This window comes from Paenibacillus sp. FSL M7-0656 (assembly GCF_038003225.1).
In the GTDB taxonomy this organism is placed as follows: domain Bacteria; phylum Bacillota; class Bacilli; order Paenibacillales; family Paenibacillaceae; genus Paenibacillus; species Paenibacillus amylolyticus.
This window is the reverse complement of the sequence record NZ_JBBOOT010000001.1, coordinates 2,102,081-2,115,918: the sequence shown is the minus strand read 5'-3', so window position 1 is coordinate 2,115,918 and position 13,838 is coordinate 2,102,081. Positions and strand designations below refer to the sequence as shown.

Below are 13,838 nucleotides of genomic sequence, written 5' to 3'. Positions count from 1 at the left end.
AATCCGAAAGGAACATTGGACATGAATAAAGAGAAGGTATTGCTCAAACCGGAAGCGATGATTTTTGACATGGATGGTACGCTGTTCCAGACAGAGACCCTGTTGTTGCCAGCTTACCAGCAACTATTTGATACATTGCGTGCCGAAGGGCACTTTGAAGGAGAAACTCCACCCGAGGAACGGATGCTGGGAAGTTTGGGCATGTTGCTCGAAGATATATGGAAAGTGGTTATGCCTGAGGCGTCGGAAGCGGCACATCGCCGTGCAGACGAACTGTTGCTTCAACTGGAGATTGAGGGGCTTGATCAAGGAAGTTCTCAATTGTATCCTGGGGTGAAAGAAACACTGCAATCATTAAAACAACAAGGAGTGCGTCTTTTTGTCGCAAGTAACGGGCTGGAGGACTATGTGAAGGGTGTGGCGTTTGCACACGAGATTATGCCTTTCTTTGAAGGGGTATACAGTGCAGGCCAGTACAAGACTCCTTCCAAGATTAATCTGGTGCAGATCCTGCTTGAGAAACATCGTATTCAGGACGCATGGATGGTAGGGGATCGCTCTTCTGATGTGGAAGCGGGTAAAATGAACGGTCAGGCGGTCATCGGCTGTGCCTATGCCGGGTTTGGTCGTGATGAGGAGCTTGCAGGCTCAGATGTGCTCATCTCTGATTTTACAGAACTGCTGCGTCTGTATGATGAAGCAGAGTAGCCTCTACGCCGTATACGTATCCTGAGATTTAAGATTACGAACCACATGATATGAACCTGTAGACTCAACGGAAATTCGTTGAATACAGGTTTTTTTGTATGATCATGCAGTCACATTCTCCCCTGTAGAAAGTTGATTTCCCTATCCCGCTTTCCTCCATATTCCCTCTATACTTCATTCAAAAGCTATAGGGGGTCCGATTCTGGTGAAACCATCCAAAATACATGCCTATATGTTCATCTTTCCAAGTCTTTTTTTAACTGTTGTATTCGGGATCTATCCGCTGTTATGGGCGCTGCGTTACATGTTCTATGATTATCAAGGCATCGGGACGCCTGTCTTCATCGGACTTGATAATTTTGGACGAATTTTGCGTGACGGCCAATTCTGGGATTCAGTAGGCAACACGGGTGTGTATGCCCTGGGCAAACTCGTCGTTACGATTCCACTGTCGTTAACTTTGGCGATTATTCTGAATCGCAAATGGAGAGGGCGATCCCTCTTTAGGGCGATCTATTATCTTCCCACTATTTTTAGCGCTTCGGTCATGGCGATTGTATTTTTTATTATTTTCAACTCTTATAACGGAATATTGAATCAATTGTTGCTTAAGTATCATGTGATCTCCGAATCCATTAGCTGGCTGGGGGCTGAACATGCCATGTTAACAACCATCATCATCGCCATCTGGGGGGCTGTGGGCAACTATATGTTGTTGTTCATTGCGGGTCTTCAGAGCATTCCTGAAGAGCTATATGAGGCGGCATCGCTGGATGGAGCGAGTGAGTTTCAGAAACTGCGAAATGTAACGATTCCGTTGCTGGGTCCTGTCTTGCAGATGATCATCATGCTGGCAATTACCACGGCGCTGAAAGGTTACGAGAGTATTATGGTGCTGACCGAAGGGGGGCCGTATGGCAAAACAGAGGTGATGTATCTGTATTTGTTCAAACTGTTGTTTCCCGTGTCGGCTGACACACAATCACTCCAGCAGCTCGGTTATGGCAGTGCAGTTGGTTTCACAACGGCTCTCATCGTAGGGGCTGTGACGCTCATTTATTTCCGTATATCCAAAAAGCTCAATGATGTCTATTAAACTGAAAACAAACTTTTTGAACACGTATAAAATGAATCAGGAGGAAACGATGATGACTCAAAACGTACTTGCGCCCTCAGGGTCTCCCCAACTCATTCGCTGGACCAAACGAACGGTACTTTGGTTGTTTTTGATCGCAATCGCTCTGCTGTCGCTGTTCCCCATCATACTTGTATTGCTCGGTTCCTTCAAAACAAACCAGGAATTGACCGGAGGAGCTACCATCTGGCCGAAGATTTGGCAGTTCTCCAACTATGCTCAGGCTTGGAAAAGCGCCAATTTTTCGGGTTTTACGATGAACAGCGTGTTTGTTAGCATCAGTACAACAGTTGGCACACTGCTGGTAGCTTCGATGTCTGCCTACGCTGTGGATCGAGTGAATTTCAAAGGGAAAAAGGGGTACACCCTGCTCATGGCATCTACTCTGTTTATTTCCATAGGCGCGGTTGTGCTGCGTCCGCAATTTGACCTCATGGTCAAGCTGGGGCTGAATACCACGTTGTGGGGCGTTATTATTATACTGATCAGCGCACACGCTGCCACATACTTTATTCTGATTGGTTTCTTCAAGAGCATTCCGCGCGAACTGGATGAAGCGGCGATGATTGATGGCTGTAATTTCTTCACCATATACTGGCGAATTATTCTTCCACTCCTGCGCCCCGGACTCGCCGTTGCAGGTCTGGGTGTATTTCAGAGTTCATGGAATGAATATATTCTTCCTTTTGTGTTCACTATGAGCAATCCGGACTTGCAGACTTTGCCGGTTGGGTTGGCTAATCTGCGATATGGCATCGGAGCTGCGGCTGAGGTCCAACTGATGATGGCCGGAGCCTGTCTGTCCATTTTGCCGCTGCTCATCGTTTATATTTTTGCCAACAAATCATTCATGCAGGTGACCTTGGGAGCTGTGAAAGGATAGGCGTGAGCACAATCATGGAAACGGTTTTACGGGTTATTCCACTGTGCTATACTCATTTTAATTCACAGCGGACGGGCCAAGCCGTGTTCAAGGAGCGAGCGCCGATGATATTCAACTTTTATAAAATGTCCCTGAAAAAAAGAATACAGCTGCTGTACATTTTTCTCGTTGTCTTGTGCATCAGTGTGACCGGGATATGCTCTTATCTCTTTGCTGCACGAAGCATTGAGCAGAATGCACTTGAACTGAAACAAAGCATTCTGAACAAATCAGTGCAGGTTATGGATGAACATCTGAGGCACATTGTTGTATCCTCTTTTTCTTTTATGCTCAATGAAACGTTCACCCAGGTCATGAAGGACGTGGGAAAAAATAACACATCTCATTATTATCAGAATCTCTCGCTGCTGCAAACATCGTTTGCTCAATTGAAGCTCGTAGAGCCGCTGATTGATACCGCATATCTGACAACACCCATCGGTGATTTTTTCTCGACCAAAGATTTTCCGAATCACAATAACTCATTCAACAAGGAATACGGACGCTACGTGAAGCTGCAAGGCTGGAATACGATGTGGTTTGGTTCACATCAGAGTCAGTTATTCCAGTCCCAAGGAAATGTGTTATCTCTGTTGCTCAAACCCATTGTGATCGATAATCATACCTATTCGAATGTATACATGGTCGTCAATATGAAGGAAGAGGCGATGCGAGACATTCTGACGCAGGATCTCATGAATAACCAGATTCAACTGTTTTTGTTGCACAAAAACGGAAATGAAGTCATTCGGCCCAGGTCCCGAAATTACGATTTCATTATGGAGCCTGACTTTACCCAACAGTTTAGCCGTGGCGATGCTGGGGATTTTACCTACAGGAACGATCAGGGGGAGGACATGCTTGTTAACTATTCGGCATTGTCGATGAACGAGGATTGGGTCATGGTAAGTGTACAGTCCAAGGCTGACTTGTTGTCCCCCCTCCAAAAGATACGCTGGCTGATTATCCTGATCATGTTGTTTTGCATTTTGCTTGCACTCGGGTTGTCCAGCCTGGTGGCCTCCGCTCTGCTGAAGCCACTTAACAAACTGCGACGCCTGATGGTTGAGGTGGAGTCCAATGACCTGGATGTACGGTTTCGCAGCAAGTATGACGATGAAGTTAGCGCTGTAGGGCATCGTTTCAATCGGATGTTGGATCAGATTCAGATTCTGTTTGAAGAAATACGGACAACGGAGCAAGACAAACGGCGGTTTGAAGTCAAGGCGCTTCAGGCGCAGGTTGATCCTCATTTCCTCTACAATACGCTTAATACGATGTTCTGGAAAAGTGAGAGCGGAGAGAAGAAGGATGTAAGTGAGATGATTGTCTCCTTATCCTTATTATTCCGTCTGGGACTGAATGATGGGAAAGACATCACCAGTGTGGAGCAGGAGATCAAACATGTCGAACAATACATGCAGCTTCAGCAAAAATGTTACGAGGATCTGTTCGTTTATCGGATTGAAGTGGGGGACCCCTCTTGTTACGCTGTTGATATTTTAAAAATATTACTCCAGCCCTTGGTGGAGAATTCCATCCTGCATGGATTCAAGGACAAAGAAGATTTGGGCGTTATCCTGATCCGCATTGATCGTCAGGGTGACACACTACGGCTGGAGGTGGCTGACAATGGATGTGGGATGGATGTAGCCAGCATCTATGCTGAGGATGTTCCTGACGGGGGACGCAAAGGTTATGCCCTATCCAATCTCCAGGGCAGATTAAGCCTGCACTATGGGGATGTGGCCTCAATTGTATTTCATAGCAGTACAGATGTGGGAACAACGGTTGTTATCACGATTCCGATCACCTGAGGAGGGGCAGTATGGGCCAATTGACGATGTGTGTTATGGATGATATCCAGGCAGTTGTAAAGGGCATATCTTCAACTATTCCGTGGGAAGATCATCAGGTTCGGATTGTAGGCACGGCGAGTAATGGAGAGCGCGGTTGGTCCTTGTTGCTGGAGCAGCAACCCGACATCGTGATTAGTGATATCAGGATGCCCAAGTTGAGCGGGCTGGAGCTAATGAAGCGGGCATTGGATGCCGGACTGCGAGCCAGATTTATTTTCATCAGTGGTTATTCGGATTTCCAATATGCACAGGAAGCCATCAAGATGGGTGCATCCGATTATTTACTCAAACCGTTTACCCCTGAAGAAATACTCGGTGCGGTGTTGAAGGTAAGACAGGTGATTAAGGAAGAACAGGCACAGTGCAAACAGTTGGAACAGTTGGAGCAGAAGGTGGAGAGCAGCAACCAGTACGAGCGTCACAGTTATCTCCTGGGCTTGTTGCGTCATGAAATCGGGGGTTTCCTGAATGAAAGTCGCTGGAACGAGCTGCATATTGATCTCGATTCCTCCAATCTTCTCGTCATGGTCATCGAGGTGGATGGTTATACGCGATATGGATACACGATGCATCTGGATGCCGAAATCGTTCCTTTTGCGGTCCAAAATATTGTGGGGGAAACCATAAATCGTTATACCAAGGGCGTTGTTTTGCGGGAAAACCGATACCGGCTTGCAGCCATATTTAACACACCAAGCCAGATCTACGTCTCCGAGCTACTGGAGCAATGCCGCCAAAATGTGGAGCGATTCAGCAAAAAAACAGTCTCGATTGGTGTTGGTACGATTGCCCACAGACCACAGGAAATCTGGACGTCCTACGCACATGCAGATCAGGCGATATCCTATCGTTTTTACAGTGAAGGAAATTGCATCCTCCAGTATGCTGAACTGGAGAATCAGGCATGTGTGGCTCCGATATATCCTCTGGAGAAGGAGAAAGAGCTTTTTTATGCCCTGAAATGTGGTAATGAGAGCACCTGTCACCGCATCATTGATGAAATTCTCGAAGAATGGCAGGTTTCCGAAGGTTTTCCCGAGCCACTCACGATGATTCGTTTGCTGTCTGGACTGGCTTTTGCCATCTACCGTGCCTTTTGTGATGAGATTACAGCAGAGGAACGCTTGCGTCTGGAGGCCGACCTGACAGTGCTTGAGGCGATGCGTTCCTTGACGTTTGAGGGCTGGAGGGGATATATCAAACATTTTAGCAGTATGGGTTGCGAGATTATGGACAAAAAACGACTCACCGATGTCAAACAGGCGATTAGCAAGGCGCAGGAATATATCAGTTTGAATCTTGCAGAAAATCTGACGTTGCATGCCTGTGCCCAATCCGTACATTTAAGTCCGAGTTACTTTGCCAATGCCTTCAAAAAGGAAACGGGAATAACGCCGATTCAATATATTACTAAGATGAGGATGGAAAAGGCAAAAGAGTTGCTGGTTGCAGGTGTACAGGTGCAAGAGATCTGCCAGAGGCTGGGTTATGAGGACAGGCCTTATTTCAGCGGTTTGTTCAAGAAATATTGCGGCATGACGCCAACCTGCTTCCGGCAAATGTATGAGAACTGAAAACAGATACGGATCGTCATTTTTCCCACCATGCAAAGTTAGAATGTCCCTCACCTCCATGAAAGCGTAGCGATTATCATTACGTTAACGGATAACTCAAACAGGTTGTCCAGACAAGCATAAGGGGGCATATCAATGGTTAAAAAGTGGATGGTGACTACGCTAAGTGCATTGCTGGCGCTAAGTTTGGCAGGTTGTTCTGCTGACAGTGGTACTTCGGCAAATAGCGAATCGGGGACCAGCGGGGAGAATGCCGGAGGGAAAACCAAAATCATATATTGGACACCGGACCGCCATGATGCTGATTTTATGAAATCGAAGATCGATGAGTTCAACCAGACGAACAAGGACAACATTGAAGTGGAGATGACCGTGATGGGGGACAACTATCCACAGGCGGTCGATATTGCTTTTGCCAGCAAGCAGGCACCCGATGTGCTACAAGTTAATGATTTTCAGACGTATTATCAGAAGGGGTATCTCGCCCCGATCGATGGATACATGAGTGATGAGATGAAGGCTGTATTTAAAGACAGCTTGATTGAAAATAAAAACACGATTGATGGAAAAATATATTCCCTCCCCAATACAGGGCAGGTCTGGCGGCTTGTGTATAACAAAGATATTTTCAAAAAGGCAGGGATCGAGAGTCCACCAAAAACGTTGGCTGAGATGGTTGCGGATGCCAAAAAAATTACCGAAGTTGGTAAAAGTGAAGGCATCTATGGCTTTGCCAGCCCATTCAAGAGCAGCAGCGGTTTCTGGAGAGCAGCCAATACGATTGCAGGTGCAAGCAATAATGTTGGTATTGATGGTTACAACTACAAGACTGGTCAATTTGATTTTGGGATGTACAAGGATATCGCAATGGCGCTTCGTCAGATGAATCAGGATGGCAGCATGCTGCCAGGGGTTGAAAGTCTGGATATCGATCCACTCAGAGCCCAGTTTGCTCAAGGCAAAATCGGAATGTACATTAACCACTCCGGTGAACCAGGTGTATATAAAGATCAGTTTCCTACAAAAGAAAATTGGGCAGCGGCTCCTGTGCCAACAAATGATGGAACGATTAAGGGCGCTTCACAAGTCATCGGGGGCTCCTACATCGGCATCAATGCAGATTCTGCCAACAAGGAAGCGGCATGGAAGTTTATGGAGTATGTGTACAGCACAGATCTTCAGAGTGAGTATTACGAAAAGGGATACGGAATCTCACTGATTCCTGCTGTACTAAGCTCTGACAAAAAACCAAGCATTCCGGGCATTGAAGGTTTCCTGCCCAAACGATATGATGCCATTTTCCCGGCAAATCCAAGTGTGGTGACCGAGAGTTCACTGGAAGGCAACAAATGGGGTGAGGCTTTTTCAATCTTTGTATTCACGGGTGGCGATCTCGATGCTGTGATCAAGGATCTGGATACAAGGTACAATGCAGCTCTGGAGAAAACCAAAGCGGCAGGGCTGACCAACATAACTGCTGATCCTTCGTTTGATTCTTCCAAGCTTCAGGGTAAATTGTCCACAGAAGACTAATAAACGTTCATAGCGGCCGTGGTTTAACTACTTCGGTCGCTTATTCACAAGGAAAGGGGAAAAGCAATATGATTATTAATCATGCGTCTATTGATGCACATATCGTGAACGAAACGAGTTCCCGCAAGATCTTGGGTATGGGCGGTACATTAATGATGGTGGAGGTTACCTTTGCTAAAGGTGGTATTGGAGAAGTTCACTCCCATGATGCGCACGAGCAGGTCAGCTATATCGTCAAAGGTAGCTTTGAGGTTCAGGTCGGTGAAGAAACTCGCATCTTAAAAGCAGGGGACAGCTTTTATGCCGGTTTTAACGTCCCGCATGGGGTTAAGGCACTGGAGGACTCCGTCATTCTGGATGTGTTTACGCCGTTCCGTCAGGATTTTCTTGAGGCGTCCCAATGAGCGATTTTTACCTTTCGGCAACAGACCTGCAACGGGCTGCCCAATATTATGAAAAACATTTTCCGGAAGAAGCCCGAAATTCGCTCACGATTGCCAATCGTGCCATCCTGAATGAATTTATCGTTCCTTATACCAACGATCTGAATCGCTGGATTCCGATGGGGACACCCGTGGACTGGCTTCACAACCCGACCAATGATCTGGAGTTCACATGGGGCATCAATCGACACTGGCATATGCTCGATCTGGGCAAGGCGTATCTGATGAAGGGCAATCCGCTATATGTAACAGCATTTATTGACCACTTCCGTAGCTGGAGACAGCAAAACCCGGTACCTGTAAATCTGTTTTACGACGAGGCTGTGTTCTTTCAAAAACCCGGTCCGTGGCGCCTGCTGGAGACGGGACTACGTGTGCAGTCCTGGATATCGGCATATAAATATATGGAAGCGAGTTCACTGATAGACGAAGGCTTTCAGGCGGAGTTTCGACAAGGTCTGGACGAGCACGCCGAGTTTTTGACCCGTTACCTCGGCAGCACGGAAATAAATCATGCCATTATGCATATGCAAGGGTTGTTCATGATCGCTACGTTCTACCACCAGCACCCGCGAAGTCCATACTGGCGTCAAGTGGCGATGGAACGTCTTGAGCTGTGTTTGTTGCATCAGTTGGGTGAAGAAGGGATACAGGTTGAACTGACAACACATTACCACAATGCCAGCATCGAAATGTTTGGCACCCCTTATCGATTGGGTGAGATTTCAGGACATCCTTTCTCGGCATGGTATGCCCGCTGTCTACGCCAAATGGCCGCATTTACTGAGGCGCTGATCCGACCAGATCATCAGTCTACCGGTATTGGTGATTCGGATTGGGTTGGCGATGGACGACAACGACTGACCCTGCTTGGAGCGATCCTGGACGATGATGATTTGATGGCTCGCGGAACGGATAGCTCGGAGTGTCTCTGGTTGCTGGGTGTAGAAAAATATGAGCGATGCCTCAGACTACAGGCTTCTTCTTCTCCGGTGTTGTCGAGCCGAGCCTTTCCGCAGACAGGATATTATGTCATGAGGGACAAGTATCAATATCTTTTTTTTGATGCGGCTGCCATGGGCGGAGCACACGGACATGCGGATGCGCTGAATGTGGAGTGGATGTGGAAGAACCAGCTTTTCTTCACGGACACCGGACGTTATACGTATGAAGAAGGGAAATGGCGTCGGTATTTCAAAAGTACGCGGGCGCACAATACCGTCACGGTGGATGGTCTGGATCAGACACCTTATCTCTCCACACAGCAATGGGGTGAACCGGAGGCTCAGGCCACAACGCTACGTTGGGAGAGCAATGACAGCTATCACTTCATTGATGCTTCACAGGATGGATATACACATTTGCCAGATCCAGTTACACATCGTCGGTGGATGCTGGCAGGGGTGGAGATCCCTATACTATTAATTGTGGATTGGCTGGAGGCAGAAGCAGAGCATACTCTGGAGCAACGTTTTCACCTGCATCCGCAAGCGGATATTGCGTTGAGAATGAATGAAGCTGGAGAAATGACGGCGGATATGAGCTATGAGGCATCTTCCATAACGCTGACGATGCAATGGGTTACGGCAGGCATCGGGAAGGGAGCCTTCGCGTTGACGGAGCAGCCCGGCTGGGTATCTGAGGTGTATGGTTCCAAGTCGGAAACATCGGTCATCCAGGGCAAGACTGATTTCTCGGGTAAAGTGGGTATTCTGACGTTGTGCCTCCCCGCGGATCATACAGACCAAGTTACACGTGTAACCACATGCCAACTGGAACCTGACCTGATGAGATTGGCATTATCTTATGTGCAAGGTGAGGAAAAAGGGTATATTGTGATTGACAACGACACGCTGCAATGGTCGAAAGAACAGAAATAAAAACAGTGAAGCAGGAGCAGATGCTCGCACTTGGCGAACATAGACTCCTGCTTTTTCTTCACTCACTTGACTTTCCTTTTTCTTTTTACTCTGGGTGATTTTTGCGTAACGGGCCTGGGAATGGCTGGCTTTCTGGCCGTTCCGGGAGGTCGGTTGCGATATACCCATAAGGCATACTCCAGCGGCTGAGTGATGGCTTTATAATAGATATCCCGCTCCCCGATGCGAGCGAATACTTCACGTGCAGGTTTGGGATTAACTTCAAGCAGGTAGATACGCCCGCTTCTGTCAATCGCCAAATCCAGTGCCAACTCACACAGGTCCCCATACGTATCTTCCAGAAACGAAGCAACATCAATGCCGAATTTCTCTGCAGTTGTGTTAATTTCTGACCGGAGGTCGTCATCTTCGATCCATTGCTTCATGAGTCGGTCCATCGCTATTGCCTGACCGCCGCCATGCAGATTGGAGGTTACGCTTTTTTCTGCACCCATGCGTCCAGCACATCCAGTAAGCTCCCATTGTCCTTCTCCGTTCTTCTGAACGAGCATGCGATAATCATGCACACGTCCATTCGGAAGCTGAAGTTGAATGCCCTTTTGTACAAGATACTTGTCTTTCATGTTCCAGTGCTGGAGCAACGCGCCAAGTCGTGATAAATGAACTTTACGTGGAGTGATGATACGACGCTTCTGATCTCGCCCTTGAACAAGCACTGTATTAGCCTCGCTACTGCTGCGTTCAATGCGCAGAATACCACGTCCGCCTGTGCCATTAATGGGTTTGAGATAGACCAGAGAAGAAACTTTAAGCATCCGGTTTACATCGGACATATCCTGAAATAGAGCGGTTTCCGGCAGGTGTTCACGAAAGTTGGCTTTTTGCAAAAGGGTCTGGTGGATGGTCCATTTATTGCGCAGTGGCCTGTTCAGAAAGAGCAGATGCCCATATTTCTCACGAAAAGCAAGCAATTGCTGGAACCTTCGGTTACGCTGAATCCGGCAACGATCAAAGATCAGGTCCGGGAATGATCGCCACTCCCTGGACCAGCCTTTTCCTTCATGAAAAACCATGGCTTCAATTTGTTTGCCGCCGGGGTGTACGTCGGCTGGTGTGAATACATAGATATCGAGTCCCCGCTTGCGCCCTTCAAGAATCATTCTGCGATAAACGCTTCGTTCTTCAAGAGCGCGATGTTCATTTAAGTACAACGTCATAATGCCCAGAACAGGTGAGGACACAAACAATCACCTTCTTTTTGCAGTATTCCTGTCTATCATCGTTTGGACTGACGGGCAAGATAAGCGCTGTAGTGAAAAATACGTTCCAATGACCGCCGTCTGATCTGTGGTTCATCAAACTTCATGGGCTTTGCATTGGCTTCGAAGAACCAGAGTTCCCCCAGGTCATCAATGCCCAGATCCATGGACATTTCTCCGAGCGTGTAACCTGATCCCCGTTCTACCTGTCTTGCGATCATTAATGAAGTGGATTTCACACGTTTCATCAGGGTTGTTGACATTTCTTCGCCAAAAAGCTCGGTCAGCAGCTTCTCAGGGTCTTCTACGCTCCCACCGCGCGGCACATGAGTTGTAATGCTACGGGAGCCAGCAAGTCTCGCTCCTACACCGGTTACGCTCCATTGGCCCTTGGTGTTCTTTTGTACAAGAACACGCAAATCGAAGGGGCGTTTACGAGAGGATGCCAGTTCAATGCCTTGTTGCATGATATAGGGCGTATGTCCGGTTTCTTTGCGAATTCGTGCCCATAACTTGGCAAGTGTAGATGCTTTATAGGTCGTGCTTCTACGTGTGGTTTGTATTTTGAGACGATAGGGAAGCCGTTCTTTTTCCTGAAATTTAAGCATCATGATTCCTTTGCCAGCTTTGCCGCTCTCGGGCTTAAGGTACAGATAGGGATACGCCCGTAGAACGGCACCCAGAGAAGAAGCACTTCTCATCCGCCGAGTATAAGGGATCAGTTGCTGAGTCGATTTGGATTTCCTGAGCCATTCGAACAGATCCCATTTGTTGAAAAAGAATGGGTTATACAGTTCGATTCCTGATTGCATGCATTCGTCAATTTTACGCTGCACGGAAGGTTTTCCTTCGTCTTCCCGGTTGGGAATACGATTGTACAGAACATGGGGAAGGGGGAAAGGTTGTGAAACCCACTTTCCACTCCCCTTGTTGTACGTATATCCTTTCACGGTGGGGCCACTCACGTTCAGGTCCCGTACAGTTACAATGTACACCACGTATCCCATGCTCTCGCCTGTCTGTAAGATATCCTGAAAATTTTGATGATTTCCCCTGAACATACGCTGTTTATCATGCATGGTCAAAACAGCAATGACAGGTTTGAAATCATCATGAAGGGTCATCAAATCTCTTCCTTCTTCCGGAACTTGCTCAAATACAGGCAGTGTTCCAAGATGTGCTCCACCGACGATTTGCCCTCCACCCGGAGTGAAGGGTGACGGAAAATGGAGCGCCCGGGTTTGGCGTTCGCTTCGAACATCCATACATGTTCCTCCTGATCAATGCCCAGATCAAAGCCAATCTCACCAATCAGATGCTGGTGCTGGGTTTCAATCGCCTGGGCCAGTGTAATAGCGACGGATTTGGCATGCTGAAGAACTTCTCCCGCACGATCGCCGAAGTTGCGACTGAGCGCCTGCTCAGGAGTCATTAGGGAGCCGCCATTTTTGATGTGTGTTGTGACGCTGCCACGTCCTGCCTTTTTGGCTCCAATTCCGACAACAACCCATTGATTGTTACCATTTTTGTGCATGTGAAAACGGAAATCAATTGGACATTCATCAATCTCAATTAGGCGTATTCCCTGCTGAACTACATATCCGCGTAACTGTTTACCATGTCTTCCCTGAAGCATGCGCATCAGACTGTTGAAGGACCCAAAACGCAGGAGTGCATTACCGCCTTTTTTGCGATAACGTGCGAAATATCCACGTTTGGGCGAATAAGTCAGGCGGTAGATCCCGTTCCCCAGACTTCCTGCAGTAGGCTTATAGTAGACGAACTGATGGCGTTCCAACATTTCCTTCATCTGTTCAACGGAAGGATTGGTAATCGATTCAGGGATATACCGTCCTGCTGCCGGCTCGTTCTCCAGCAACGTATAGATATCCGATTTGTTGAAGAAGCTCCAGTTGAAGAACGGAATTTTTCGGCGAACAAATCGTTCCCGCAGCTGGTTGATGGCTGGTGAGAAGTCTGAACGACGGCTTGGTAACCGGTTGTAGACAACATCGGGCAGAGGTACGGTTCTGCGGGTAAAGCTTCCGTTATCATTCAGGAAAAAACCCGATACCGTCTCATTCTGCCAATTGATATCCCGAGGAGTAAAAGCGTAAATGTAGGATTTACGGCTGCCTTCACGGAGTAACTGTTTGATGAAACCAGTACGGGAACCGAATGGATTCGTGCTCGTCGCAGGCCCATCAGAGAGTACGCCGATCAGTGGACCTAACTGGACCTCATCATTTTGCAAATTCCGGAGATAAATACTGCCCCGTTTGGGAACGTTCATCATATTACGGATACCTGAAGCGAGATACAGATGTTTACCTGCTTTTTTGATTGGTTTGATCGTTGCAGGTACCCGGTCACGCCCGAAGCGAAGGTGCACCGTTTTTTTGCCGGACAGGTTGAGGCTCTTCATTAAAGCGTTGGATACATAAACCACTTTATCCGGTTGCTTGGTGAAATGCAGATTGCAAAAGGTCAAACTCATGATTTATCCTCCTATCCTGAAAAGATCC

At 47.5% G+C, this 13,838-nt stretch carries 11 protein-coding genes; 8 read left to right on the top strand and 3 right to left on the bottom strand.

The window, feature by feature from the left end; genetic code table 11:
* The first annotated feature begins 21 nt into the window (after nt 1-21).
* The 8 genes from MHI01_RS09100 to MHI01_RS09065 all read left to right on the top strand — a co-directional run bounded on the left by MHI01_RS09100 (nt 22) and on the right by MHI01_RS09065 (nt 10,054).
* A complete protein-coding gene (locus tag MHI01_RS09100; RefSeq protein ID WP_076252725.1) occupies nt 22-708 on the top strand; it encodes an HAD family hydrolase in 687 nt (228 codons plus the stop codon).
* A 205-nt stretch (nt 709-913) separates the two neighbouring features.
* The gene (locus tag MHI01_RS09095) at nt 914-1,804 is read left to right on the top strand and encodes a carbohydrate ABC transporter permease (protein ID WP_091014599.1); all 891 of its coding nucleotides are present in this window, start codon (nt 914-916) and stop codon (nt 1,802-1,804) included.
* A gap of 52 nt (nt 1,805-1,856) precedes the next feature.
* Nucleotides 1,857-2,726, top strand: coding sequence for a carbohydrate ABC transporter permease (locus tag MHI01_RS09090; RefSeq protein ID WP_101313340.1), 870 nt, complete (start codon nt 1,857-1,859; stop codon nt 2,724-2,726).
* A gap of 14 nt (nt 2,727-2,740) precedes the next feature.
* The gene (locus tag MHI01_RS09085; protein WP_340982967.1) at nt 2,741-4,582 is read left to right on the top strand and encodes a sensor histidine kinase; all 1,842 of its coding nucleotides are present in this window, start codon (nt 2,741-2,743) and stop codon (nt 4,580-4,582) included.
* Between the two features lie 11 nt (nt 4,583-4,593).
* A complete protein-coding gene (locus MHI01_RS09080) occupies nt 4,594-6,198 on the top strand; it encodes a helix-turn-helix domain-containing protein (RefSeq protein WP_127544313.1) in 1,605 nt (534 codons plus the stop codon).
* Between the two features lie 135 nt (nt 6,199-6,333).
* The gene (locus MHI01_RS09075) at nt 6,334-7,731 is read left to right on the top strand and encodes an ABC transporter substrate-binding protein (protein WP_127544311.1); all 1,398 of its coding nucleotides are present in this window, start codon (nt 6,334-6,336) and stop codon (nt 7,729-7,731) included.
* A gap of 68 nt (nt 7,732-7,799) precedes the next feature.
* Entirely contained in the window at nt 7,800-8,135 is a 336-nt protein-coding gene (locus tag MHI01_RS09070; RefSeq protein WP_036669940.1) for a cupin domain-containing protein, read from the top strand.
* A complete protein-coding gene (locus tag MHI01_RS09065; RefSeq protein ID WP_127544309.1) occupies nt 8,132-10,054 on the top strand; it encodes an alginate lyase family protein in 1,923 nt (640 codons plus the stop codon). The genes MHI01_RS09070 and MHI01_RS09065 overlap by 4 nt, the downstream gene beginning before the upstream one ends.
* Nucleotides 10,055-10,116: 62 nt before the next feature.
* Here the strand turns inward: MHI01_RS09065 and MHI01_RS09060 are convergent, their stop codons facing one another.
* The 3 genes from MHI01_RS09060 to MHI01_RS09050 are packed head-to-tail and all read right to left on the bottom strand — an operon-like array spanning nt 10,117 to nt 13,810.
* A complete protein-coding gene (locus tag MHI01_RS09060; protein ID WP_053061509.1) occupies nt 10,117-11,295 on the bottom strand; it encodes a YheC/YheD family endospore coat-associated protein in 1,179 nt (392 codons plus the stop codon).
* A 35-nt stretch (nt 11,296-11,330) separates the two neighbouring features.
* On the bottom strand, nt 11,331-12,437 hold the full coding sequence (locus tag MHI01_RS09055; RefSeq protein ID WP_036669946.1) for a YheC/YheD family endospore coat-associated protein: 1,107 nt from the start codon (nt 12,435-12,437) through the stop codon (nt 11,331-11,333).
* Complete coding sequence (locus tag MHI01_RS09050; RefSeq protein WP_036609869.1) at nt 12,437-13,810, bottom strand: YheC/YheD family endospore coat-associated protein; 1,374 nt, start codon at nt 13,808-13,810, stop codon at nt 12,437-12,439. Before MHI01_RS09050 ends, MHI01_RS09055 begins: the two co-directional genes overlap by 1 nt.
* Nucleotides 13,811-13,838 lie beyond the last annotated feature (28 nt).

Bases quoted from the DNA above. Each gene is read 5' to 3' on its own strand.
- MHI01_RS09090 (WP_101313340.1), top strand. From the start codon at position 1,857: ATGACTCAAAACGTACTTGCGCCCTCAGGGTCTCCCCAACTCATTCGC.
- MHI01_RS09085 (WP_340982967.1), top strand. From the start codon at position 2,741: ATGGAAACGGTTTTACGGGTTATTCCACTGTGCTATACTCATTTTAAT.
- MHI01_RS09065 (WP_127544309.1), top strand. From the start codon at position 8,132: ATGAGCGATTTTTACCTTTCGGCAACAGACCTGCAACGGGCTGCCCAA.
- MHI01_RS09070 (WP_036669940.1), top strand. From the start codon at position 7,800: ATGATTATTAATCATGCGTCTATTGATGCACATATCGTGAACGAAACG.
- MHI01_RS09055 (WP_036669946.1), bottom strand. From the start codon at position 12,437: ATGACCCTTCATGATGATTTCAAACCTGTCATTGCTGTTTTGACCATG.
- MHI01_RS09100 (WP_076252725.1), top strand. From the start codon at position 22: ATGAATAAAGAGAAGGTATTGCTCAAACCGGAAGCGATGATTTTTGAC.
- MHI01_RS09080 (WP_127544313.1), top strand. From the start codon at position 4,594: ATGGGCCAATTGACGATGTGTGTTATGGATGATATCCAGGCAGTTGTA.
- MHI01_RS09050 (WP_036609869.1), bottom strand. From the start codon at position 13,810: ATGAGTTTGACCTTTTGCAATCTGCATTTCACCAAGCAACCGGATAAA.
- MHI01_RS09075 (WP_127544311.1), top strand. From the start codon at position 6,334: ATGGTTAAAAAGTGGATGGTGACTACGCTAAGTGCATTGCTGGCGCTA.